Source organism: Humibacter sp., assembly GCF_051954055.1.
Classification (GTDB): domain Bacteria; phylum Actinomycetota; class Actinomycetes; order Actinomycetales; family Microbacteriaceae; genus Humibacter.
The window spans coordinates 77,498-101,456 of record NZ_JBQCIE010000035.1 but is presented as its reverse complement, the minus strand read 5'-3'; the positions used below and the strand labels follow the sequence as shown (position 1 = coordinate 101,456).

At 69.4% G+C, this 23,959-nt stretch carries 18 protein-coding genes and 1 tRNA gene; 16 read left to right on the top strand and 3 right to left on the bottom strand.

What is annotated here, in order from left to right; genetic code table 11:
• Positions 1-23: 23 nt before the first annotated feature.
• The 3 genes from ACTHNC_RS05005 to ACTHNC_RS04995 all read left to right on the top strand — a co-directional run bounded on the left by ACTHNC_RS05005 (position 24) and on the right by ACTHNC_RS04995 (position 1,004).
• Positions 24-194: a DUF4244 domain-containing protein gene (locus tag ACTHNC_RS05005; protein ID WP_440293495.1), complete on the top strand. Its 171-nt coding sequence runs from the start codon at positions 24-26 to the stop codon at positions 192-194.
• Positions 195-288: 94 nt separating this feature from the next.
• The gene (locus ACTHNC_RS05000; RefSeq protein ID WP_440293494.1) at positions 289-627 is read left to right on the top strand and encodes a TadE family type IV pilus minor pilin; all 339 of its coding nucleotides are present in this window, start codon (positions 289-291) and stop codon (positions 625-627) included.
• The gene (locus tag ACTHNC_RS04995; protein ID WP_440293493.1) at positions 624-1,004 is read left to right on the top strand and encodes an Rv3654c family TadE-like protein; all 381 of its coding nucleotides are present in this window, start codon (positions 624-626) and stop codon (positions 1,002-1,004) included. The genes ACTHNC_RS05000 and ACTHNC_RS04995 overlap by 4 nt, the downstream gene beginning before the upstream one ends.
• Before the next feature lie 44 nt (positions 1,005-1,048).
• Here ACTHNC_RS04995 and ACTHNC_RS04990 read toward each other — a convergent pair whose 3' ends face one another.
• The gene (locus ACTHNC_RS04990) at positions 1,049-1,294 is read right to left on the bottom strand and encodes a hypothetical protein (protein WP_440293492.1); all 246 of its coding nucleotides are present in this window, start codon (positions 1,292-1,294) and stop codon (positions 1,049-1,051) included.
• Positions 1,295-1,705: 411 nt separating this feature from the next.
• Between ACTHNC_RS04990 and topA the strand changes: the two genes are divergently transcribed.
• The 12 genes from topA to ACTHNC_RS04930 all read left to right on the top strand — a co-directional run bounded on the left by topA (position 1,706) and on the right by ACTHNC_RS04930 (position 17,358).
• Complete coding sequence (gene topA / locus ACTHNC_RS04985; RefSeq protein ID WP_440293491.1) at positions 1,706-4,585, top strand: type I DNA topoisomerase; 2,880 nt, start codon at positions 1,706-1,708, stop codon at positions 4,583-4,585.
• Entirely contained in the window at positions 4,582-5,301 is a 720-nt protein-coding gene (tmk, locus tag ACTHNC_RS04980; RefSeq protein ID WP_440293490.1) for a dTMP kinase, read from the top strand. The genes topA and tmk overlap by 4 nt, the downstream gene beginning before the upstream one ends.
• 9 nt (positions 5,302-5,310) lie before the next feature.
• Positions 5,311-6,528 carry a DNA polymerase III subunit delta' gene (locus ACTHNC_RS04975; RefSeq protein WP_440293489.1) on the top strand — a complete coding sequence of 406 codons (1,218 nt, stop codon included), beginning with the start codon at positions 5,311-5,313 and terminating at the stop codon, positions 6,526-6,528.
• A complete protein-coding gene (locus ACTHNC_RS04970) occupies positions 6,525-8,054 on the top strand; it encodes an alpha/beta hydrolase (RefSeq protein ID WP_440293488.1) in 1,530 nt (509 codons plus the stop codon). Before ACTHNC_RS04975 ends, ACTHNC_RS04970 begins: the two co-directional genes overlap by 4 nt.
• Before the next feature lie 61 nt (positions 8,055-8,115).
• Positions 8,116-8,772 carry a TetR family transcriptional regulator gene (locus tag ACTHNC_RS04965; RefSeq protein ID WP_440293487.1) on the top strand — a complete coding sequence of 219 codons (657 nt, stop codon included), beginning with the start codon at positions 8,116-8,118 and terminating at the stop codon, positions 8,770-8,772.
• Between the two features lie 154 nt (positions 8,773-8,926).
• A tRNA-Thr gene (locus ACTHNC_RS04960) sits at positions 8,927-8,999 on the top strand.
• A gap of 69 nt (positions 9,000-9,068) precedes the next feature.
• Positions 9,069-10,052 (top strand): Gfo/Idh/MocA family protein, encoded by a 984-nt coding sequence (locus tag ACTHNC_RS04955; RefSeq protein WP_440293515.1) that lies wholly within the window; start codon positions 9,069-9,071, stop codon positions 10,050-10,052.
• Between the two features lie 77 nt (positions 10,053-10,129).
• The gene (locus tag ACTHNC_RS04950) at positions 10,130-12,208 is read left to right on the top strand and encodes a D-alanyl-D-alanine carboxypeptidase/D-alanyl-D-alanine-endopeptidase (RefSeq protein ID WP_440293486.1); all 2,079 of its coding nucleotides are present in this window, start codon (positions 10,130-10,132) and stop codon (positions 12,206-12,208) included.
• 244 nt (positions 12,209-12,452) lie between these two features.
• Positions 12,453-12,830, top strand: coding sequence for a YciI family protein (locus ACTHNC_RS04945; protein WP_440293485.1), 378 nt, complete (start codon positions 12,453-12,455; stop codon positions 12,828-12,830).
• Positions 12,812-15,085, top strand: coding sequence for a CHAD domain-containing protein (locus ACTHNC_RS04940; RefSeq protein WP_440293484.1), 2,274 nt, complete (start codon positions 12,812-12,814; stop codon positions 15,083-15,085). Before ACTHNC_RS04945 ends, ACTHNC_RS04940 begins: the two co-directional genes overlap by 19 nt.
• 244 nt (positions 15,086-15,329) lie before the next feature.
• Positions 15,330-16,529, top strand: a complete 1,200-nt coding sequence (locus ACTHNC_RS04935) for a thiolase family protein (protein WP_440293483.1) — start codon at positions 15,330-15,332, stop codon at positions 16,527-16,529.
• A 43-nt stretch (positions 16,530-16,572) separates the two neighbouring features.
• A complete protein-coding gene (locus ACTHNC_RS04930; RefSeq protein ID WP_440293482.1) occupies positions 16,573-17,358 on the top strand; it encodes a 3-hydroxyacyl-CoA dehydrogenase in 786 nt (261 codons plus the stop codon).
• Positions 17,359-17,468: 110 nt separating this feature from the next.
• Here the strand turns inward: ACTHNC_RS04930 and ACTHNC_RS04925 are convergent, their stop codons facing one another.
• Positions 17,469-18,920 (bottom strand): helix-turn-helix domain-containing protein, encoded by a 1,452-nt coding sequence (locus tag ACTHNC_RS04925; RefSeq protein WP_440293481.1) that lies wholly within the window; start codon positions 18,918-18,920, stop codon positions 17,469-17,471.
• A 171-nt stretch (positions 18,921-19,091) separates the two neighbouring features.
• Between ACTHNC_RS04925 and ACTHNC_RS04920 the strand changes: the two genes are divergently transcribed.
• Positions 19,092-21,104, top strand: a complete 2,013-nt coding sequence (locus ACTHNC_RS04920; RefSeq protein ID WP_440293480.1) for a phosphoenolpyruvate carboxykinase (GTP) — start codon at positions 19,092-19,094, stop codon at positions 21,102-21,104.
• Here ACTHNC_RS04920 and ACTHNC_RS04915 read toward each other — a convergent pair.
• Positions 21,101-23,950, bottom strand: coding sequence for an FAD-binding and (Fe-S)-binding domain-containing protein (locus ACTHNC_RS04915; protein ID WP_440293479.1), 2,850 nt, complete (start codon positions 23,948-23,950; stop codon positions 21,101-21,103). The two genes, ACTHNC_RS04920 and ACTHNC_RS04915, sit on opposite strands and share 4 nt — an antisense overlap.
• Positions 23,951-23,959: the final 9 nt, after the last annotated feature.

Sequence of the window (23,959 nt, the reverse complement as noted above, 5' to 3'; positions counted from 1 at the left end):
GAGTGAGAACGGAAGGAGCCACGATGCTGCGGCGCGCGCTGGCGGATGAGAGCGGTTCGGCCACCGCGGAATACGCGGTCGCCACGATGGCGGCGGTCGGCTTCGCCGGGCTGCTCGTGCTCATCCTCCGCGGCGATGAGGTGCGCGGCATCCTCACCGATCTGGTTCGCCGCGCGCTGACCGTGGCGGGCTGACGTGTCGCCGCGAAGGAGCGCGGCAACTCGGCTGGCGCCCTGCCGACTGCGGGCACCGGGCCGGAAGTGGGGACCCGGCGGGGAACGGGGCAGCGTGACCGCAGAGTTCGCCGCGATCGTGCCGGCGGTGCTGCTCGTGCTGGCATTCGGGCTCGGCGCGATCGAGGTGGTGGTTCAGCAGGCCCGGCTCACGGATGCCGCAGCCGACGGAGCCCGCTCGCTCGCCCGAGGAGACGGCGAGGGGGTCGCCCGCTCGAACATCGCGGGAGCCGTCGGGCAATCGATGGTGTCGGTGAGTAGAAGCGGTGATTTCGTCTGCGTCTCGCTGACCCAGAAGGCCGCCGGGCCGGCCGCTCTGACCGGACTCACGGTGCAGAGCCGGGTATGCGCGCTGGGCGACGACGCGTCTGAAGAGAAGGGGACCGGAAGGTGAGCGGAGTGAAGGAGCCGGATGGTCGATCTTCGGGCGATCGGGCGGAACGCGGCTCCGCGGCGCTAGTCGTCGTCGGACTGCTCGCCGCGCTGCTGCTGGCGAGTGCAGCGGCGGTGGGTGCCTGTGCGCTTCTCGCGGCGAAGCAGCACGTGTCGGCTGCGGCGGATGCCGCCGCACTCGCCGCAGCCGACACCGCGAGCGGACGCGTGGCGGGCGCGCCGTGCGATCGAGCGGCTCAGGCCGTGCGACTCAATGGTGCGCGCCTCGGCTCGTGCTCTGTCGATGGGCTCGTCGCGCTGGTCAGCGCCGAGGACGACGTCGGCGGAGTTCCCATCGCCGTCTGGGCGAGGGCCGGCCCACCGGGCACACCCGACTGACGGCGTCCACTGGCTGTGGCGACGCAAGCGGTTCGGCTCGCCGATCAGCTGAAGACGGCCTCGATGTAGCGGTAGTCGACCGCGGTGGGACGATCGGAGTCGCCCGAGTCCGAGGCGTACTCGACGCCGCCCGAGCGCGTGTACACGTAGCGCTTCTCGCCGCTCGACGCGGGGATCTCGATGCGCGGCTGGGGTTCTCCGGAGTCCAGGAAGTCCGTGGTGACGGTCTTGCCCTCAAGTGGTCCGTCGGTCAGCTTTGCGGTGTAGGCACCGCTCGATGAAGTACCCATGCTGTCATTGTCCTCCGCCCGCCACGGGGGTCAACCCGTACGGAACCGGTGCTCGATGCGTTCCTTCGGGACGTGCGCCACGACGGAGTCGCAGATTAGGCAGTCCGCCGGAGAACGTGTGTATGGTGTGCCTGATGAGCGGCGCGGCTCCACTCGACAGGGTGAGCCGGAGCGACTGAAGGGGAGAGAGCGGGGGATCGGCGACCGCACTGCCGGGTTGTTCCCACGACGATCGGTCGACGCGACGACGCGCGCTGAGGCATCCTGATCGACGATCCGTCGAACCGAGCCCGGCGCACAGTTCCAGGGTCGCGCTCATCAGTTCGAACACCCGAAGGCCGCCGAAGCCGGCAGCGCAGCAGCCGGATAAGCAGCAGTCGACATCCAACAGGAGTCGAGGTAAGGAGACAGGTGCCAGGGAACAAGCTGGTCATCGTCGAGTCACCGACCAAGGTCAAGTCGATCGAGAAGTATCTGGGCGACGGATACACGGTCGAGGCATCGGTCGGGCACATCCGCGACCTCATCGAGCCCAAGGACATTCCGGCGGAGAAGAAGCGGGGAGCCTTCGGACAGTTCGGCGTCGACGTCGACAACGGCTTCGAGCCGTACTACGTCGTCTCAGACCGGGCGCGCAGCGTCGTCGCGAAGCTGCGCAAGCTGCTGAAGAACGCCGACGAACTCCTGCTCGCCACCGATGAGGACCGCGAAGGTGAGGCGATCGCCTGGCACCTGCTCGAGGAGCTCAAGCCCAAGGTGCCGGTCAAGCGCATGGTGTTCCACGAGATCACCAAGGATGCCATCGAGCAGGCCAAGGACAACACCCGCGACCTCGACATGTCGCTGGTGGACGCGCAGGAGACCCGGCGCATCCTCGACCGGTTGTACGGCTACGAGGTGTCGCCCGTTCTGTGGCGCAAGGTGCGGCAGGGCCTGTCGGCAGGACGGGTGCAGTCCCCGGCGACCCGGCTCATCGTGGACCGCGAGCGTGAGCGCATGGCGTTCGTCGCGGCATCCTATTGGGACCTGACCGCCCAGCTGGCGGCCGACGCGGATGCCCAGTCGTTCAGTGGCCGCCTCAGCCGTGTCGACGGGCAGCGGGTGGCCACGGGGCGCGATTTCGACGACCGCGGTCAGCTCAAGAGCGAGGCTCGCGTCTTCGACGAGAGCTCGGCCGGGGCACTGGCGGATGCCCTGCGGCAGCCGTCCACGGCCGTGACGGTCGCGAAGCTCGAGACCAGGCCGCTGACACGCAAGCCGTCGGCACCGTTCACGACCTCCACGCTCCAGCAGGAGGCCGCGCGCAAGCTGCGGTTCACGGCGAGGCAGACGATGAGCGTCGCGCAGTCGCTGTACGAGAACGGACACATCACCTACATGCGCACCGACTCCACGGCGTTGTCGGCGCAGGCGGTGAGTGCGGCCCGCGCACAGGCGAAGGCGCTCTACGGTGCCGACTCCATCCCGAGCGCGCCGCGCACCTTCCCGAACCGCAGCAAGAACGCCCAGGAGGCGCACGAGGCCATCCGGCCGGCCGGCGACACGTGGCGCACGCCAGCGCAGATGGCATCCGTTCTGCACGGCAACGAGCTGCGACTGTTCGAACTGATCTGGAAGCGCACGGTCGCTTCGCAGATGGCCGACGCCAAGGGTCAGACCGCGTCCGTCACGATCGAGGCCCACGTGCACGAGGGCGCCCTCGACGGCACGATCGCCGAGTTGACGGCCAGTGGCACGGTGATCACGTTCCGCGGGTTCCTCCAGGCCTACGAGGAGAGCCGCGACGAGGAGCGGAACGCGGAGGCGACGCCCGATGAGGCCAAGCTGCCGCCGTTGACGGAGGGCCAGAGCCTCGTCGTCGGCGAGGTCGAGGCGAAAGGGCACGAGACGTCTCCGCCGCCGCGCTACACGGAGGCCAGCCTCGTCAAGCGCATGGAGGAGCTCGGCGTCGGACGCCCGTCGACGTACGCCACCATCCTCTCCACGATCGTCGACCGCGGTTACGTCAGTACGCAGGGCCAGGCGCTGGTGCCGAACTGGATCGCGTTCGCGGTCGTGCGGCTTTTGGAGGATCACTTCGGTGACCTGGTCGAGTACGACTTCACGGCAGAGCTCGAGAACAATCTCGACCGCATCGCCGACGGTGCGGAGACCAGGGCCGACTGGCTGAAGGGGTTCTACTTCGGCAGTAGCGATCATCGGGGGCTGCGCGAGGTGGTCGACAACCTCGGCGAGATCGACGCCCGCGAGATCAATTCCGTACGCATCACCGACGAGATCACGCTGCGCATCGGGCGATACGGCCCCTACCTCGAAGTGAGCGAGCCCAACACCGACCCGGATGCCACGCCGCGGCGTGTCAACATCCCGCCGGATCTCGCCCCCGACGAACTCACCGTGCCGAAGGCCAAGGAGCTCATCGAGGCACCCGTGCAGTCCGACCGGGAACTCGGCGTGAACCCGGCGAACGGCAAGCTCGTCGTGCTGAAGGACGGCCGGTTCGGGCCGTACGTCACCGAGCTGGAGGCCGAGGAGGACCCGGTCCCCGACTCGGTCGACATCACCGATGCCGTTGACGCGGTGGTCGACCTCGAGACCGGCGAGGTCAGCGCGCCGAAGAAGAAGGCCGCCAAGACCAAGGTCGCCAAGGCCGAGAAGCCGCGTACGGCTTCGCTCTTCAAATCGATGGATCCCGCTGGCGTGGATCTGCAGACCGCGCTCAAGCTGCTCGACCTGCCGCGCACGGTCGGAGAGGACCCTGAATCGGGCGAGCCGATCCTTGCCCAGAACGGGCGCTACGGCGCGTATCTGAAGAAGGGGGCGGACACGCGATCCCTTCCGAGCGAGGACGCGATCTTCGACATCGACCTTCCCGGTGCGCTCGAACTGTTCGCCCAGCCGAAGTACGGTGCGCGACGAGCCTCAAGCGCGCTGAAGGAGTTCGAGGCCGACCCCGTCAGCGGAAAGCCGGTGAGGGTGAAGGACGGCCGATTCGGTCCGTACGTCACGGACGGGGAGACGAACGCGACGATCCCGCGCGGCGAGTCCGTCGAAGACATCGACTTCCAGCGTGCCGTGCAGCTGCTGGCCGACAAGCGTGCCAAGGGTCCGGCGAAGCGCACCGGAACGACCCGTCGAACCACCAAGGCGACGGGCGCGAAGACGGGGACTGCCAAGACCGCGACCGCCAAGACCGCGACCAAGTCGACCGCGAAGAAGGCATCCTCGACGGCGAAGAAGACGGGCATGCCGAAGTCGACAGCCGCGAAAAAACCTGGCACGGACTCGTGACCGACTCCTCGGGCCCGGTCAACGTCACGCGCGGCCTCTTCATCACCTTCGAGGGAGGCGACGGTTCGGGCAAGTCGACGCAGGCATCCCTCCTCGCGGAGCGCCTCAGCACGGCGGGCTACGACGTGCTGCACACCAGGGAACCGGGAGGTACGGAGGCCGGGCTGGAGATCCGCGAGCTCGTGTTGCACCATCACGGCGACATCGCTCCGCGTGCCGAGGCCCTTCTTTACGCTGCGGACCGAGCACACCACGTCGCCACCGTCGTGCGGCCCGCGTTGGACGCGGGGGCCATCGTGGTGCAAGACCGCTACCTCGACTCGTCGATCGCCTACCAGGGGGTCGGCCGGGAGCTGGATGCGGCAGAGATCCGCGAACTCTCGCTCTGGGCGACCGAGAACCTGCTGCCGGACCTCACGGTGCTGCTCGACATCGACGAGACCGGTGCACGAAGCCGCCTCGACGCCGCCAACAAGCGGTTCGACCGAATGGAGGCCGAAGCCGGCGAGTTCCACGCCAGGGTGCGCACTGCGTTCCTCGCCCTGGCCGAGGTGGAACGCGACCGCTTTCTCGTCGTCGACGGCGCGGCATCCGCCGAGTCCCTCGCCGACCGGATCGGAGCGCACGTCCATGAGCTGCTCGCCGCGCGCGGGATCGTGCCGCGACGGTCGGCCGCTGCCACGGAAACCGCCGGCGCTGACGGACGCACCGGGTAGCGTCGAACCATGCCAGCTGCCCAGACCTCGGTGAGACCGGCGCCGACCGATGGGTCGTCGGTGTGGGACGATCTGACCGGCCAGCCGGACGCGATCGCGACCCTGCGGGCGGCGGCAGGGGCGACGGCAACGGCGGCGATGACGCACGCCTGGCTGATCACCGGGCCGCCGGGCTCTGGCCGCTCGAATCTCGCCTACGCGTTCGCGGCCGCACTGCTCAGCCCCGATGGTCCGGACGGCGACGAGGTCACCACGCGCGAGGTGCAGGCGCGAACGCATCCCGACCTCAGCGTGCTCAGCACGGAACGCGTGATCATCTCGATCGACGAGGTGCGCTCGTTGGTCTCGAGTTCCCAGTTCTCGCCGTCGGTGAGCCGCTTCCGCGTCATGGTGATCGAGGATGCCGACCGCATGTCGGAGCGCACGTCGAACGTTCTGCTGAAGGCGCTGGAGGAGCCGCCGGAGCGCACCGTGTGGATCCTCTGCGCTCCGAGCGACGCCGATCTGCTGCCGACGATCCGCTCCCGCGTTCGTACTGTGCGCCTCCGTGTGCCGTCGGTCGCTGACGTCGCTGGTCTCATCGAGCGGCGCGACGGGGTAACGGGCGAGATCGCCGAACGCGCGGCGCGGCACGCACAGAGCCACATCGGCATGGCTCACCGGTTGGCGACGAACGAGGAGGCGCGGGCGCGACGTGAGGAGACCCTCGAGCTGGCGCTGGGCATCCGCACCGTCGCGGACGTGATCGCAGGTGCCGCACGGCTGCTGGAGATCGCGGGCGCCGACGCAAAGGCGATCACGGAGGAGCGCGACGCCGAGGAGCGGGCGCACACCCTACAGTCCCTGGGGGTGCAGGAGGGTGGACCCGTTCCGCCCGGTCTGCGCGCCCAGCTGCGTCAGCTCGAAGACGACCAGAAGCGGCGTGCGACGCGGAGTCTTCGCGACGGCATCGATCGCATCCTGACCGACCTGCTGTCGCTGTATCGCGACATCCTCATGCTGCAGCTCGACTCCGGCGCGGAGCTCGTGAATGCGGAACTGGCGGAGCGTCTGCTCGCGGCGGCACAGGCATCCAGTGCAGCAGCCACGCTTGCGACCATGGATGCCGTGCAGACGGCACGCGAGCGCATCGACGGCAACGTCGCGCCCGCGCTCGCGTTGGAGGCCATGCTGGTGACCGCGCGACGACCGCGAACCGCCGACGGGGCGGGAAGGGAGATCCGATGACGCGATCGAGGCGCTGGCGCCGCGCGGGGTTTCTCGCCGCGATCGCGGTGACGCTGTCGCTGGCGCTGAGCGGATGCTTCCCGGTCGCGCATCCGCCCGTCACCTCGACCCCGCGACCCGAGAAGGTGTCGTCTGCGCTCGCCCCGTTCTACGGACAGCACGTGGGCTGGAGCACGTGCGGCAAGTTCCAGTGCGCGAAGGTGAAGGTGCCGCTGGAATGGTCGGACCCCTCGTCGGGAAGCATCGAGCTGGCGCTGATCAGGCACTACGCCACCGGAAAGCGACTCGGGTCCTTGCTCGTCAATCCCGGGGGACCAGGGGCGTCCGGCGTCGGCTTCGTGCGCGACAGCCTCGACTACGCGGTCGACAAGAACCTTCAGCAGCACTACGACATCGTCGGGTTCGACCCGCGCGGAGTGGGCGCATCCACGGCGGTCAAGTGCTACGGCGCCAAGCAGATGGACGACTACCTGTTCGGCATCACGCCGGGACAGCGCGGGTCCGACGCCTGGATCCAGGCATCCACCCGCGAGGCGACGGCCTTCGCCGCGGCGTGCAAGCAGAACACCGGTTCGCTCCTCGGCCAGGTCGGCACGACGAGCGCCGCGCGCGACCTGGACGTGCTGCGCGCCGTGCTGGGCGACGCCAAGCTCAACTACCTCGGCTACTCGTACGGAACGCTGCTCGGCGCCACCTATGCCGGCCTCTACCCGAAGCGGGTGGGCCGCATGGTGCTCGACGGCGCGCTCGATCCGTCGTCGACGAGCTTCGACGTGAACCTCGGCCAGTCGAAGGGGTTCGAGCAGGAGCTGAGCTCGTATCTCACGGATTGCCTGGGGCGGAAAGGATGCCCGTTCTCGGGCTCGCTCGACGACGCCCTGTCGACCGTGTCGAACCTGCTGGCATCGCTGGATGCGAGCCCGATCCGCAACTCGGACGGCCGTGAACTCGGCGCCGACACCATGGTCACGGCGATCATTTACCCGCTGTACGACGCCTCGGCCTGGAGCACCCTCGACGGCCTGTTCAAGGACGTCATGCACGGCAGCGCGCGGGTGGCGTTCATCCTCGCGGATGGCTACTACGACCGGAACTCGGACGGCACCTACTCGGACAACTCGACCGAAGCCTTCACGGCCATCAACTGCCTCGACTACTCGTCGGATGCCGACCCCGCCACAATGCGCAAGCAGGCAGCGGAACTGACGAAGGCCGCGCCGGTGATCGGCCCCTACATGTCCTACGGAGACATCGGATGTGCGGTCTGGCCGTACAAGCCGACCCGTCAGGAGGCACCGATCCACGCTGCCGGAGCGCCGCCGATCATCGTGGTCGGCACGACCGGCGACCCCGCGACCCCGTACCAGTGGGCGGTCAATCTGTCGCACCAGCTCGACAGCGGACACCTCGTCACCTACCACGGACACGGTCACACGGCGTACAACAAGTCGAACTCGTGCGTGAACGACGCGGTGGACGGCTTCCTCGTGAACGGCACGGTGCCGAAGACCGACCCCGAGTGCTGATTCGAGCTGGGCGGCGGCATCCTTCGGGGCGGGACTTTGCACTGACTGCAATAATGGGTGCGTGATCGCCACCAGTCCGGCCCCTGCACGCAGCGGTGTTCGCGAGCGCAAGCGCCTCGCCACCCGCAACGCGATCCAGCGCGCCGTGCTGACGCTCGCGCTGGAGCGGGGATTCGACGGCGTCACGGTCGAGGAGATCAGCCACGCGGCCGGAGTATCGCCGCGCACGTTCTTCAACTACTTCCCGACCAAGGAAGCCGCCGTGATCGGCGACGTACCGGAGATGCCCGACGAGGAAGCGATCGAACGCTTCGTCGCGGCGGGATCCGAGCAACCGATGCTGGAAGGCATCCGCGACCTGCTGCTGTCCACGGTCGACCAGGAGCCGAACCCCGACGGAGCCGACATCGAGACTCTGCGCCGCAAACTGTTGCGCGAGCATCCGTACCTCTTCACCTTGCGCATGGCCAGCATGAAGCAGCTCGAGCTGGAGCTGGTCTCCGTGGTGGAGCGGCGGCTCAGGCGCGACGACGGTGCCCTCGCTGACGACCCGGAACGGCTGCACAGCAGGGCACGGCTCGTGACCTATGTGGCGTTCGCCGGCATCCGTCACGCCTGGACGTGCTGGGCGGAGACCGGCGGCCATGGCGCCCTGGCCGACCGTCTGATGGACACGTTCGACGAGCTGCACGAGCTGGTGAGCGACGAGACTCGCTAGAGGCGATTGAGGGGAGAGCCGCGCGAGCCTGCTCGCGTGGCCGACCCGATTGAGTCTTTGAGCGGCGCAAGCCGCGATAGGGTGCATCCCTGGTGGTCTGAAGCGCGCAGAGAATCCGCTAGGCTTGTCTGCTGTGCGCGGGAGGCCGCGACACGCCGCCTTAGCTCAGTCGGTAGAGCGATTCACTCGTAATGAATAGGTCGTCGGTTCGATTCCGACAGGCGGCTCCCAGCACGAAGAGGGTCCCGGAAGGGGCCCTCTTCGTGGCTTATCGGCGCGAGCACGATGGGGGAGCGATGGGCGACATCCGATGGGGCATCCTGGGCACCGGCGGCATCGCCCACACGTTCACGAGGGATCTGCTCGACGACGAGCACGACGTCGCGGCGGTCGGCTCCCGCACTCAGGAGCGGGCGGATGCCTTCGCCGACGAGTTCGAGATCCCCACCTCGTACGGCTCGTACGAGAAGCTGGTGGCGGATGACGACATCGACATCGTCTACGTCGCCACGCCGCATCCCGAACACGCCGCCAACGCCGAACTGGCCCTTCGCGCGGGCAAGCACGTGCTCGTGGAGAAGCCCTTCACGCTCAACGCGGCCGAGGCTCAGCGGGTCGTGGACCTCGCGGCCGACCTTGGATTGTTCGTGCTCGAGGCGATGTGGACCCGGTTCCTGCCGCACGTCGAGCGCATCCGGCGGATCCTCGCGGACGGCACGCTCGGCGACGTGCGCGAATTCAGCGCCGACCACATGCAGCTGCTGCCGAGCGACCCCCTGCACCGCATCAACGCGCTGGAGCTGGGAGGCGGAGCCCTCCTCGACCTCGGCGTGTATCCGATCTCGTTCGCCTCGATGCTGCTCGGTGAGCCTGAGACGGTGAAGGCATCCGCTCGATTCGAAGCCACGGGAGCGGATGCCGCCACCGACGCCGTCTTCGGCTACGGCGACCGCGCGCTCGCCGTGACACGCTGCGCACTCGATCTTCGCGGCGTGAACACCGCATCGATCGTGGGAACGGATGCCCGCATCGAGATCGACAGCGTCTGGTACACCCCCACGAACTTCCGCGTGATCGGCGCCGGGAACGAGGTCATCGAGGAGTACAAGACACGCATCACCGGAGCCGGCAAGCAGTTCCAGGCGCGCGAGGCCGAGCGACTGATCGCCGAGGGGCGCACCGCGAGCGACGTCATGTCGCCGCAGGAGTCGGTCTCGATCATGCGAACACTCGACGCGGTTCGCGCCGAGATCGGGCTGGTGTACCCGCAGGAGCGGTGACCGGCGCCCCTGGCAGCACGCTCAGCGGAGGTGGCCCGCGCCGAACTCTCTCAGGACCCGTCGGTACACTCGGCGGAATGCACGACGAGTCCCCCCAGTCGCGCCGTGATCGTCGCTCGGGCGATCCCACCGAATCGGCCTACGATGCGCTCGGCCTGAGCGCGCTCTTCGGCGACCCGACGCAGGAGAATCCTGTGGTCGAGACCACCGCCGCGCAGCCACCGCTCCCGGAGCAGCCCGCGGCGCAGGCGCCGATGCAGGCTGCCGCGCAGCCGCCCGTGCAGCCCGCGCCGCAGGCGCCGATCATCCAGCCGCCGGCTGCCGACGCCTTCCCACCACCCACTCAGCCGGAGCCGGCGCCGCACGTCGCACAGTTCCCCCTGCGGGCTCGCGACATCGCCGCCGCTGAGTCGGCTTCTCGAGATGACACAGACGGCACGCTCAAGCCTTCCGCGGACGGGCCCGCTCACAAGGGCTGGTTCGCCGGTGTTCTCGGCGCCGTAAGCGGCGCGTTCGCCTCCATTCGCCGAGACGAGGCCACCGGTGGTTCGGAGGCCGGCACCTCGGGCTCCGGTGGCTCCGGTTCCGGCGGCCGAGGTTCTTGTCGCGGCTCCGGCGGGTCCGGTTCCGGTGGTCGAGGTTCGGGCCGTGGTTCTGGCGGGTCCGGGTCCGGCTCGGGCGGTAGAGGCACGAGCGGACCGGGACGCGGAGACGGCCCCATGGCCGGCATCCTCACCTGGATCCGCAACAACCCGCGCACCTCGTTGATCGCCGCCGTCGCCGTGGGCGTCGTCGTGCTGAGCGGCCTCTCGTTCGGCATCGGCGCTGCCACCTCCCCAGCGCGAGCGGACAGTGCGATGGCGTTGACCAAGGCCAGCGCGACGCCGACCGCCAAGCCGACCGTGCGTCCGATCCCGAGCCCGGCGCCTTCGGCGAGCAAGATCCGCACCTGCTCCGTGGCGTCGTACGCCGGCGATGGTGGATTCGGAACGCTCGAAGCGCAGGTGATGAACGCATCCACCGGCGAAGTGCTGTTCGACCGCAACGGATCGAACCCCGCGCCGACGGCCAGCGTGCTCAAGATGCTCACGGCCGCCGCCGCGTTCAGCGTGCTCGGTCCGGACTACCGCGTGCCGACCACCGTCGTGAAGGGATCACAGCCCGGCCAGGTGGTCGTGATCGGTGGCGGCGACGTCACCCTGACCCGGCTCCCGACTGGCGAGCAGTCGTTCTACACGAACGCACCCCATCTCGACGACCTCGCGAACCAGGTGAAGCAGGCGTGGGCATCCGACCCGTCGAACGCGGGTCAACCGATCACCTCGCTCGTCGTCGACACGTCGCTGTACTCGGGGCCGGTCTGGCTGCCCAGCTGGGATGAGCACGAGGAGCGTGTCGTCGAGGGCTCCACGCCGTACATGACGTCGTTCATGGTGGACGGCGACCGCAACGACCCGACCGCCGTGGAGTCGCCGCGGAGCACCGACCCTGTGGGCCGGGCGGCCAACGCGCTTGCCGACGACCTCGGCGGGAACGTCTCGATCAGCCAGGGCACTGCTCCTGCGGGCGCCAAGCAGCTGGGCCAGGTGCTGTCGCAGCCGGTGTCCGCGCTGGCGGAGCAGGCGCTGACGTATTCCGACAACACGATCATGGAGGAGCTCGCCCGCCTCGTCGCCATCAAGACCGGTGCCGGCAACAGCTTCTCGGCGATCAACGCGGGCACGCTCAAGGGGCTGCAGGCGTACGGCATCTCCGAGGACGGGCTCTACTTCGCGGACGGCTCCGGCTTGAGCGCGGACAACAAGGTTCCGGCGTCGTACCTCACGCAGTTCCTGGTGAAGGTGCTGAACCGGCAGGGCTCGCTCGGAGACATCTACGACGGGATGCCCATCGCCGGCAAGACCGGCACGCTCGGCCCGGGTTACGACCGGTTCGACGGCTCGTTCTCGTCCAACGCCGTCGGCCACGTGAACGCGAAGACCGGATGGATCAACACGTCGCGCACGCTTGCCGGCGTCATCCACGCGAAGGATGGCACCGACCTCACTTTCGCGATCTACGCGCTGAACTACGGAAGCGACAACGCGGCGCTGAACGCGATAGACAACCTCACGACAGCGTTCTACGAGTGCGGGAACAACCTGTCGAACAATTGATGGGGCCCGCATCGCGAAGTGACCCGCGCGCCGCCCAGCGGCGGCGACTCGGACCTCGTGCGCAGTTCAGGAGGAGAAGCGGCTCGGCGACATATCGCGGCCGAACTCCCAGTGGTCCTGAACTGCGCACGGTGCAGTGGGGTGGCTGGCACGGTCCCCCCGTCGCGGCTGTCGATCCGGATGCCGGTCATCCGTCATCACGTCGTCAGCACCGCACGAGGCGGTGCGATGAGAGGATGACGAAATGCGGTACGCACTGCTGTTGCACAGCCTGGAAGCCCAGGATGCCGGCATCTCCGAAGAAGACATGGAGCCGTTCAAGGTCGCATTCGACGAGTACGGCAAGGCGCTCGCGAAGGCTGGCGTACTGGTGGCCGGCGAGATCCTTCGTCCGGTGGCCGACACCACGCAGGTGACCCTGCGGAACGGAGGACTGACCGTGCAGGACGGCCCATTCGTCGACACGAAGGAGAAGCTCGCCGGCACCTTCGTGATCGATGTGCCCGACCTCGATGCCGCACTGGCCTGGGCGGAGAAGTGCCCGGGCGCGCAGTACGGGGTGATCGAGGTGCGGCCCTCCGCGATCTCGCTCGTGGACGGCCAGTGGGTGTGGCCGGGCTGACCGACTCCGCGAACGGCCGCGCCGCGAGCGGTTCGAGCGGGGCAGCGCAGGCATCCGCGCGGCGCGCGCTCGACGCCGCCGTGCACGAGTCGTACGGTCGGATGCTCGCGGTGCTGGCCGCCGGAACGCGCGACATCGCGCTCGCCGAGGACTGTCTGCAGGATGCGTTCGAGCGGGCCTTGCGTTCGTGGCCGGCCGACGGCGTGCCCGACAACCCGGCCGGCTGGCTCGTCGTGACGGCGAGGCGCAGGATGCTTGACCGGTTCCGCTCGGCGGAGCACAGGAACGCGTCGCTCGAGGTGGGCGATGACGGCGAGCCGCGGCGTGAGCCGGCAGCACCCGAGCGGGAGACGCCGGAGCCGGACGAGATCCCGGACCGCAGGCTCGCGCTGCTGTTCGTGTGTGCGCATCCGGCGATCGATCCGGCGGCCCGAACGCCGCTCATGCTCCAGACCGTTCTCGGGCTGGACGCCGAGCGGATCGCACGCGCGTTCGCCGTTCCGGCGCCGACGATGGCCCAACGGCTGGTGCGGGCGAAACGTCGGATCAAGGAGACGGGCATCCCGTTCTCCGAGCCGAATACCGACGCCCTCGCCGAGCGGCTGCCGGCCGTGCTCGAGGCGATCTACGGTGCGTACGCGATCGACTGGCCGCTGGTGGCCGGCACCACCGAGCGAGGCGACACGGGTGCGAGCGGCTCGGGACCCGGCGTCCTCCGCGATTCGCTCAGCGGCGAGGCTCTCGCCCTCGCCGAGATCGCTGCTCAGCTCCTGCCCCGCGAACCCGAGGTGCTGGGTCTCGCGGCGCTGCTCTGCCTGTCGCTGGCGCGGGCATCTGCTCGGCTCGACGACCGTGGGCGCTTCGTGCCCATCGACGAGCAGGACGTCGATCGGTGGGATGCCTCGCTCATCGCTCGCGGAGAGCGGCACCTGCTGACCGCGAGCCGGCTGGTGATCGACGACCGGGGGCAGCTGCGAACGGTGGGGCGTTTTCAGCTTGAGGCGGCCATCCAGTCCGCGCACGACGATCGCGCTCGCACCGGACGGGTCGACCGCCGCACCCTCGTCACGCTGCACCGGGCGCTGGTCGCCGTCGCGCCCACCCTGGGCGCCCGGGTGGCGCTCGCCGCGTCGATCGCCGAGGTGGACGGACCCGACCCCGGCCTCGTCGAGCTCGACGCGATCGACGACCCTGGCGTCGCGCGGTTCCAACCAGCTTGGGCGACGCGGGCCCACCTGCTCGCCGCTGCGAGTCGACGGGACGAGGCGGATGCCGCGTACCAGCGGGCGATCGACCTGACCGTCGACCCGGTGCTGCGCGCGCACCTCGAGCGGCGTCGTTCGGAACTCGGCGGAGGCAGCACGTGCATGGACGTGCTCGCCGGAGCCCTGCGGCTCGCGGTCGAGGAACTCGGCGAACACGCGGCGGGCATACCCGCGAACGCTCCGGATGCCCTGCACCAGGCGCGCACGCGCGTGCGCATCGTGCGCAGCATCCTTTCGGTGTATCGCTCGGTGTTCGACAGCGAAGCAGCGCGTGCGCTCCGCCCGCCGCTGGAGGCGCTCGGAAGCGTGCTCGGGGAAGCCCGCGACGCGGAGGTGCGAGCCGAGGCGTTGCGTGAACGGCGGGAGACGTCGCCCGACCCGGAGCTGCGCTCGGCCCTGGGCGGCCCCGTGACAGAAGCCGAGCGGCGGGCCGAGGAGTGCCGGATGCTGGTGGTCGGATACCTGGGCTCGTCGCGTGCGGATGAGGACGTGCGGCTCGTCCGCGCCTTCGCGGAGCATCCGGAGCCGGGACCGGATGCCGGCCGGGGCGCGCTCGACGTCGTGGCGCCCGCACTGACGACGGCTGCCGGGAAGGTGGCGACCGCAGCACACCGGGCGAAGGGGCGCGATCTCGACGAGCTTCACGCCCTGCGGAAGGCCGCGCGGCGCCTGCGTTACGCCGCAGAGGCGGTGGAGGGGGTGCGCAGGACGCGTCCGGAGAACGGGCCGCACCGTTCACGCGCGGAAGCGGCCGACGAGTTCGCCGCTCTCGCCCGAGCGGCGGAGGCGGTGCAGGACGTGCTCGGCGAGCACCGGGACGACATCCTGCTCGCGCGTCAGGTGGAGGCGTGGTCGGAAGGCGTCGACGCTCCCGCTGCGGCGCGGCTCGCAGGGCTCGCGCGAGACATCCGTCACGAGGCGGAGCAGCGACTCGCCGGCCTCGACGCTCTCGTCGACGCCGTTGCGCGGGCGGTACGCGCAGTGAACTAATGGACGCCTCGTGCCGCTAGTTCGCGCGACAACGGCATCTCGCGTCCGCAATTCTCTGTTCGCCGCCGCCTGGGGTGTGTCTCACCATGCGGGGGCGGGTGAGGATGTGCTCGGTGCGGTCGATCGCAAGGACGAGGAGGAGAGCGTCACTGGTGGTGACGCCGACGACGAGGACGCAGGGAGCGGCCGTGCCGAGCGCACCGCAGCCCAGCCCGCATTGTGAGACACACCCTAGGCTGGAGGGATGAGCGTCGAAGAGGCCGTCATCGTCGATGTCGTGCGCACCCCGAGCGGGCGCGGCAAGCCGGGAGGTGCGCTGAGCGGCGTGCATCCGGTGGATCTGCTGGGCGACCTGCTCGCCGAGCTCGTCCGTCGCAACGACCTCGACCCTGGCGCGATCGACGACGTGATCGCCGGATGCGTCGGTCAGGTCGGTCAGCAGTCGTACAACACCGCGCGCAACGCGGTGCTCGCCGCCGGATTCCCCGAGCACGTGCCGGGCACGACCATCGACCGGCAGTGCGGATCGAGTCAGCAGGCCGCGCACTTCGCCGCTCAGGCGATCATGGCCGGCGTGCAGGATGTCGTGATCGCCTGCGGCGTCGAGTCGATGAGCGCGGTTCCGCTCGGAACCTCCACTCTGCGGCGCGACCCGCGTGGCGACCGCGTCGCGGCGCGGTACCCGGACGGTCTCGTCGGGCAGGGCGTCTCGGCCGAGCTGATCGCCCAGAAGTACGGTTTCACGCGCGACGAACTCGATGAGTTCAGTTCCCGCTCGCACCGCCGTGCCGCTCAGGCGGCCGAGTCCGGTCGATTCGACCGCGAAATCGTCCCGGTGCAGGTGGCGGATGCCGACGGCGGCACCCGTACGATCGGCAGCGACGAGACGGTGCGGCCGGCGACCACGGTCGAGGGCCTCGCCGGCCTGAACCCGTCCTTCCGCACGGATGCCCTCGCCGAGCGCTTTCCCGACGTGGAATGGAAGATCACGCCGGGCAACTCGTCGCCGCTCACCGACGGCGCGTCCGCGGCGCTCATCATGAGCGCTCGCCGCGCCGAACAGCTTGGGCTGACGCCCCGGGCCCGGTTCCACGCCTTCGCGGTGACGGGCAGCGACCCGCTCTACATGCTGACGGGCGTGATGCCGGCGACCGAGCGCATCCTGAAGCAGACCGGCCTGAACCTCGACGAGATCGATGCGTACGAGGTGAACGAGGCGTTCGCGCCCGTGCCGCTCGCGTGGTTGGCCGAGTTCGAAGCGGATCCCGACCGGCTGAACGCCGACGGCGGGGCGATCGCGCTCGGGCATCCGCTCGGCGCCACCGGTACGCGACTGCTCGGCACCCTGCTCGCCCGGCTCGAGCACAGTGGCGGCCGCTACGGGCTGCAGACCATGTGCGAGGGAGGCGGAATGGCGAACGCCACCATCATCGAACGGCTCTGACCCGAGCGACTCTCGCCACCGGCAACACAACACGGAGGGATATATGCGGATTCAGGAATGCAGTGCGATCGTCACCGGCGGAGCATCCGGCCTCGGCAACGGCACCGCTCAGGTGCTCGCCGAAGCGGGCGCCAAGGTCGTCATCGTCGACCTTCCGTCGTCGCGCGGCGAGGAGGCCGCGGCCGAGCTCGGCGGCGTGTTCGCGCCGGCGGATGTGACGGACCAGGAGCAGGTGCAGGCGGCCGTCGAGAAGGCGCAGGCGCTCGCGCCGCTGCGCATCACGGTGAACTGCGCGGGCATCGCCACTGCGGGCCGCACGGTGGGACGGGAGGGACCGCTCGGCCTCGACGGATTCGAGCGCACCATCCGCATCAACCTGATCGGCACGTTCAACGTCACGAGGCTCGCTGCGGCGGCCATGGCGCAGAACGACCCGGTGGACACGCAGTCGCTTCCCGGTGTGCCGGCCACGAACGAGCGCGGCGTGATCGTGAACACCGCGTCGGTCGCCGCCTACGACGGGCAGATCGGCCAGGCGGCGTACTCCGCGTCGAAGGGCGGCGTCGCCTCCATGACGCTGCCGATCGCCCGCGACCTTTCGAAGCAGTTCATCCGGGTGATGACGATCGCGCCCGGCATCATGAAGACGCCGATGATGGCGGGGATGCCCGAAGACGTGCAGCGCTCGCTCGAGGAGCAGATTCCGCATCCGTCTCGCATGGGCACGCCCGCCGAGTACGCGGCCCTGGTGCGGCACATCGTGGAGAACCCCCTGCTGAACGGCGAGGTGATCCGGCTCGACGGAGCCATCCGCATGCAGCCGAAGTGATCTATTCCGCTGGTTGAGTAGCCCGCGAAGCGGGCGTATCGAAACCTGATGCGATCAGTATCTCTGGTTTCGATACGCGCCTGCGGCGCTACTCAACCAGCGAGAGGAGTTCACTCCCCGAGAGGGCCCGAGTGGGCGTCGAGGAACGCGTACAGCTCTGCGTCGTCGACTCCGGGGAAGGCGCCGGTCGGCAGGGGCGACAGGATGTGCGCGTGCAGCCTGGCGCTCGGCCACGCGTTGTCCGCCCACGACGACTCCAGCGAGGCATCCGGAACCCGGCAGCAGCCGGGGTCGGGGCAGGTCGAGGCGGCGCGCTGCGTCGTCTCACGCCCGCGGAACCACTTGGCGTCGGCGAACGGCACGCCGACCGTGATCGTGAAGCTCCCGTCGTCGCCGCGTCCGGTCTGGGTGGCGCACCAGTAGGTGCCGGCGGGCGTGTCCGTGTACTGGTACAACTCGGTGGTGCGATTCGTCTGCGCGAACGCGTCGCGCGCGCTCCACTTCTTGCACACGAGCTGGCCCTCGATCGCCCCTGTGACGTCCTTCGGCAGGGGCAGGCCGTCGTTCTCGTACCCCTTGTAGAGCGCGCCGTCCTCGCCGACCCGCAGGAAGTGCATCCGCATCCCCAGGTGCACAGTGATGAGGTTCGTCAGGCGCAGGGATGCCGCCTCGTGGGTCACACCGAACGCGTCGCGGAAGTCCTCCACCGCCAGGTCTCGCTCCTTCTTCGCCTCCTGCAGGAACGCGACGGCGGCGCTCTGCGGCATCAGGCAGCACGCCGCGAAGTAGTTGATCTCCAGTCGCTGCCGCAGGAACTCGGCGTAGCTCTCCGGCCGCTCATGTCCGAGCAGCCGGTGCGCGAGCGCCTGAAGCGCCATGGAGCGCAGGCCGTGGCCGCCGGGGATGGATGCAGGCGGCAGGTAGATGCGGCCATTCGCCAGGTCGGTGATGGAACGCGTCGAGTTCGGCAGGTCGTCCACATAAACGAGCTGGAAGCCGAGCCGCTTCGCCATCACACTCACCTCGCGGTGCGTGAGCGCGCCGGAGACGTGGCCGGATGCCTTCACCTGCTCCTCGGCGAGACGCTCGATCTCGGGCAGGTAGTTGTCGCGGCCGCGCATCCACTCCCGCAGCTCGGTGTTCGCGCGCCTGGCCTCCTCGGGCGTCGCGATGGCCTTGCTCGCTTGCCGGGCGAGCTCCCTGTGCAGGCCGACCAGTGCGGCAAGGGTCTCCGTCGGCGTGCCCTTCGTGGGCTTCACGGCCGGAAGTCCGAGCGCCGTGTACAGCGACGACTCCTGAGCACGCCGCAGCTCCAGTTCGTAGGCGGTGCGCTCATCCGGCGGCTCGGCGACGAGCAGCGTGGCGAGGTCGACGCCGATCGCGGTCGCGATGGACTGCAGCACGGTGAGCTTCGGTTCCCGCTTGCCGTTCTCGATCATCGACAGCTGACTCTGCGACAGCCCGACGAGGTCGCTCACCCGTTCCAGGGTGAGGCCGGACCGGGTGCGGAAGTGACGGATTCGGTGACCGATCGTGGCGATGTCCGCGGTGTCAGCATCCATTCGTTCACCGTAGCAAAAGAATCGCGATTCTTTAGCGTCGAAGATGGTTCTGGAGCGGTCGATGTGGCGTGAGAGTGAAGAACAAGGGCCGAACAAGGCCTGGAGCACAGCGCAACGCAGCGCGCCGACAGCGTGCTTCGACGACATGAGCTGAGACGAGGACGAGCGGGCATGACGATCATCCAGCGGCCGAAGACGGGGCAGAACTCGAAGGCGCAAGGCGCGACGACGCAGAACTCGACGAAACCGCGGAACACGTACGCTTTCGCGCCGAGTCTCACCAAGACAACACAGACCAGCCGGGCGGATGGCGAGGGCACCGACATCCGCCCGGCTTCGCCTTCGACGGGCGTCGGCACCGCTGCCGGGGCATCGGCTGCCGGCTCCGCCGGAACGACCGACCCCGCGCTCGCCGCGTGGGTCGCCGAGATCGCGGCGCTGACGCAGCCCGACGAGATCGTCTGGTGCGACGGATCGCGCGCCGAGGCCGACCGGCTGTTCCGCCTGCAGGTGGAGAGCGGCCAGCTCATCAGGCTGAACCCGGAGTGGCGGCCGGGCAGCTACCTGGCCCGCACCGACCCCGGCGACGTGGCGAGGGTGGAGGCGCGCACCTTCATCTGCTCGGAGCACGAGCACGACGCAGGGCCGACGAACAACTGGCGCGAGCCCGCCGTGATGCGCGAAGAACTGGCAGGCGTCTTCGAGGGCAGCATGCGCGGCCGCACGATGTACGTCGTGCCGTTCTCGATGGGTCCGCTCGGCGGCTCGATCTCCCAGCTCGGCGTCGAGATCACCGACTCCCCGTACGTCGTGGTGTCGATGGGCATCATGACCCGCATGGGGCGCAAGGCCCTCGACCTCATCGAGGCGGGGCAGCCGTGGGTGCGCACGGTGCACAGCGTGGGATACCCGCTCGTGGATGCCACGGGCATCCGTCGTGCGGATGTCCCGTGGCCGTGCGACGACACGAAGTACATCGTGCACTTCCCGCAGGACCGCGAGGTGTGGTCGTACGGCTCGGGATACGGCGGCAACGCTCTGCTCGGCAAGAAGTGCTTCGCGCTGCGCATCGCCTCGCAGCTGGCGCGCGAGGAGGGCTGGCTCGCCGAGCACATGCTCATCATCAAGGTGACCTCGCCCGCCGGTCGCACGCACCACATCGCCGCGGCGTTCCCGTCGGCGTGCGGCAAGACGAACCTCGCGATGCTTCGGTCGCAGCTGCCGGGCTGGAAGGTCGAGACCATCGGCGACGACATCGCCTGGCTCAAGCCGGATGCCGACGGCCGGCTCCGTGCGATCAACCCGGAGCGCGGCTTCTTCGGCGTCGCACCGGGAACGGGGGAGTCCACCAACCGGTCGGCGGTGGAGACCATGTGGGGCAACACGATCTTCACGAACGTCGCGCTGCGCGACGACGGCGACGTGTGGTGGGAGGGCCTGACCGACGAGCCGCCGGCGCACCTCATCGACTGGCGCGGCGAGGACTGGACGCCGGAATCCGGGCGTCCTGCGGCGCATCCGAACTCCCGGTTCTGCGTCGCCGCCGAGCAGTGCCCGACCATCGCCGACGACTGGGAGGACCCGGACGGCGTACCGATCGACGCGATCGTCTTCGGCGGTCGCCGGGCGTCCAACGTTCCGCTCGTGCTGCAGGCGCGGGACTGGAAGCACGGCGTGTTCCTCGGGGCGACGATCGCCTCCGAGCGCACCGCAGCGGCTGAGGGCACCGTGGGCGAGCTGCGCCGCGACCCGTTCGCGATGCTGCCGTTCTGCGGATACAACATGGCCGACCACTGGGCGCACTGGCTGAGCATCGGCGAGAAGCTTGACGCGGCGGCACCCGCCGTGTTCCAGGTGAACTGGTTCCGCAAGGCGCCGGACGGGTCGTTCCTGTGGCCGGGATTCGCCGAGAACATGCGGGTTGTCGCGTGGATCGTCGGGCGCCTCGAGGGCACGGCCGGCGCGGTGGACACCGCGGTGGGACGCGTCCCGGCACGGGCATCGCTCGACGTGGACGGACTGGACCTGGCACCGGATGCCCTCGATCGGCTGTTCGAGATCGACCCGGACGCCTGGCTGGCCGAGTGCGACCTCACGGAGCACTTCTTCGCCCGGTTCGGCGGACGCGTGCCGCCGGCGATGACGGCCGAACTCGAGTCGCTGCGCTACCGCCTACGGCACTAGGTCCCTGCGAGGGAGTCGTCGAGCACCTGCAGCACGTGGCGGTACTCGTGGCCCGTCGCTCGGGTCATCCCCAGTTCGCAGGTGCGGTTCAATGACGCGTGCTCGGTGCTGGAGATGCGAGCGACCTCGGCCGCCTCGGCGGCGGTGGCGCTCGCGGTGAGCTCGGGATGCAGCATGCCGCGGTCGCCGGCGAAGGCGCAGCATCCCCAGTCCTCCGGCACGGTCACCCGCTCCGCGGCCGCCTCGGCGACGCGCACGAGCGCCGCGTTCGCACCGATGCGGGTGGACGAGCACGTCGGATGCAGCGTGAGGGAGTCGATCTTCTGCCCGGCCGGTAGCTGCGGCAGCACGTGTTCGGCGACGAACTCAACGGCATCCACCACCCGGATGCCCGTGGCCGCCGCCGCTGAGAGCATGACGTCGAGACCCTCGCTGCACGAGGAGGCGTCGCACACGACCGGTAGCCTGCCGGCATCCGTCGCCTTCAGCAACGCCGCGACCACCAGGTCCGACATCGCCGCGTAGCCGTCGGTGAGGCCCTTGGACTTCCACGGCGTTCCGCAGCACAGCGATGGGATGCCTTCGGGCGTCGCCACCTGGACGCCGGCGCGCTCGCAGAGCCGCAGGAACGACTCGGAGACGCCGTCGCCGCCGACCGGCCCGAACATCGTGTTCGTGCAGCTGGGGAAGTAGACGGCCACCGGCTGGTCAGCGCTAATGGGCCGACGCTGGCTGCCCCCGCCGGGAAGCTCGGCGGAGTACTGCGGCACGGTGTCGGTGCCCAGCACACCGCGGGCGGCGCGGGTCGCCAGTTCGGGCAGCCCGGCGGGCATCGCCTTCGCTACCGACAGGGCTGCGCCGCCCGCACGCGATGTCGCACCCCAGTGCTTCGCCGTGGTCGACCACATGGCCTGCTCGACGCGACCGTTCGCCTCGGCGCGCAGGTGGCGCACGAGGTCGCCCGTGTTGATCAGCACGGGACACGCGGTGTGGCACATGCCGTCGACCGCGCAAGTCTGCACGCCCTCGTACCGGTACTCGCGTTCGATCGTGCCGACGAGCTCGGCGTCGCCGGCATCCCGTGCGCGCTGCAGCTCACGGCGCATGACGATGCGTTCGCGGGGTGTCAGCGTGATGTCTTTGCTCGGGCAGACGGGTTCGCAGTACCCGCACTCCACGCATCGGTCGACCTCTGCCTCCACGGTCGGTGCGACCTTCAGATGCTTCAGGTAGCCCTCCGCGTCGTCGGTCAGCAGAACCCCGGGATTGAGCATCATGCCCGGGTCGATGAGCCGCTTCAGCTCCCACATCACCTCGCACAACTCGTCGCCGTACTGCCGCCGCACGAACGGCGCCATGATGCGCCCGGTGCCGTGCTCCGCCTTCAGCGTTCCGCCCTCAGAGAGCACCAGATCGACCATCTGCTCGGTGAACGCACGGTAGCGCTCGATGGCGGCAGGCCCGTCGAAGCGCTCGTTGACGAGGAAGTGGATGTTGCCGTCCTTCGCGTGCCCGAAGATGACGGATCCCTCGTAGCCGTGCTCGTCGAACAGCGCGATGAGGCGCGTGCAGGTCTCGTTCAGGCGGTCGACGGGCACGGCGATGTCCTCGAGCAGCGCGGTGGTGCCTGACGGGCGGGCTCCCGCGACAGCGGTGTAGAGGCCCTTGCGGATGTGCCACAGGTCGGCGCGCGCACGGGCATCCGTCGTGAGCTCGCCCGGTCGGTCCAGGGGCAGACCGGCCAGCAGGTCGCGTGACTGCGCGATGCGGGCATCCAACTCATCCGCCGTCTGCTCCTGGAATTCGACGAGCAGCGCGGCGTGTTCCGCGACAGCGAGGTCGCGCAGGTCGTCGGGTGCCTCCGGATCCTGCTGCGCGACGCGGAGCGAGGCCGCGTCGAGCAGCTCAATCGTCGCGAACCCAGCGTCGACCAGGGCGGGCAGCGAGGCGGTCGCCTCGGCGAGCGAGGGGAACACGAGCAGCCCGGTCGCGGCGTGCGGCAGCACCGGGAGCGTGCGGAACGTCGCCTCGGCGACGAACGCGAGCGTGCCCTCGGAGCCGACGACGAGGTGCTCGAGGATGCGCACCGGCTCGTCGTGATCCAGGAACGAGTTGAGCCCGTAGCCCATCGTGTTCTTGATGGAGTGCAGCCTGCGCAGCGTCGCCACGGACTCCGGATTGCCGCGCACCCGCTCGCGCAGCGCGAGCAGCCCCTGCTCGATGCCGGGCTCCTTCGTATGCAGCAGCTCGGCTGCGTCCGGTGACGACGTGTCGATGATGGTGCCGCTGGGCAGCACGAGCACGGCGCTCTGCAGCGTGCGGTACGTGTTCGCGTGGATGCCGCATGACATCCCGCTGGAGTTGTTCGCGACGACGCCGCCGATCGTGCACGCGATCTCGCTCGCCGGGTCAGGGCCCAGCCGGCGGCCATGCCGAGCGAGCCGGGTATTGACGGCGCGCACGGTCGCGCCGGGCTGTGTGCGCACCCGCTCCCCGCCGTCGAGCACCTCGATGCTGCGGAATCGCTGCCGGGTGTCGATGACGACACCCTCGCCGCCGGCCTGTCCCGACAGACTGGTGCCGCCCGAGCGGAAGGTCACGGGAACCTCGCGCGCGCTGCAGGCCGCCAGGATGCCCGCCACCTGAATCGCATCGCCCGCGAGAGCAACGGCCTGCGGCACGAGCCGGTAGTGGGACGCATCGTGTGCGGCGGTGAGTCGATCGGTGACCGTCGCGCCGACGTGCGCGGAGACCGCCCGAAGGCTCGTCAGCAGTCCGCTGGCCTCGGTCGCATCCTGCAGTTCGCCGGTGAGCGGCACGTGAACCTCCACGCTCGTGTCGTGCATTGCCGAATC